The organism is Winogradskyella pacifica (assembly GCF_013403915.1).
Classification (GTDB): Bacteria; Bacteroidota; Bacteroidia; order Flavobacteriales; family Flavobacteriaceae; genus Winogradskyella; species Winogradskyella pacifica.
Genome location: NZ_JABFDI010000075.1, coordinates 1 through 605, shown reverse-complemented (window position 1 = coordinate 605; position 605 = coordinate 1). Strand labels below are relative to the sequence as shown.

General features: G+C 66.1%; 1 protein-coding gene. It reads right to left on the bottom strand.

Annotated elements, in window-relative coordinates; translation table 11 throughout:
• The coding region (locus HM984_RS18105) for an IS110 family transposase (RefSeq protein WP_179350127.1) at positions 1-605 on the bottom strand (605 nt) is incomplete at both ends.

The following is a 605-nucleotide window of genomic DNA, read 5'->3' as shown; positions in this document are numbered from 1 at the left end:
CGATCAGCGCTACCGCGGATCGGGTGGTGGCAGCGAATGCAGCGGCGACCGGTGGTGGTGCCGTGAGATGTTCGGTGCGCAACGCTGTCCGGATTTCCTGAGCGCGGGATTCGATGTTGCGTTGCCTTCCAGCTTTTTTCAGTAACGCTCGGATCGACGCTACGCTCAGGTGTGCTGCTTCGGCGGGTGAGGCGGCGCGCGTGAGTACGGCAATGGCGTCGCTGTGGTGCAGACTGTCGAACGCTTCCAGTGCGGCGGGGTAGTACTCGCGCAAGGACGAGCGCAACGCGTTGGTCTGCCGGTTACGGGACCAGATCAGATTCTGGTGCCCGCGGGCCAGTACCTTGATCGCGTCGGCGTCGGCGGAGTCGCCGGCGATGGTGCGATGATTGTGGCGGTCGGTCCGCACCAGGTCGGCCAAGAGTTTGGCGTCACCGGCGTCGGATTTGGCACCCGAGACATGGTGGCGGTCTCGGTAGCGCGCAGCAGCGAGCGGGTTGACCGCGTACACGGCATACCCGGCCGCGGCCAGGGCAGACACCCACAAGCCGCGATCGGTTTCGATGCCGACGACGACCTCGGCGGGTGCCTGGGCGTAAGAGGCC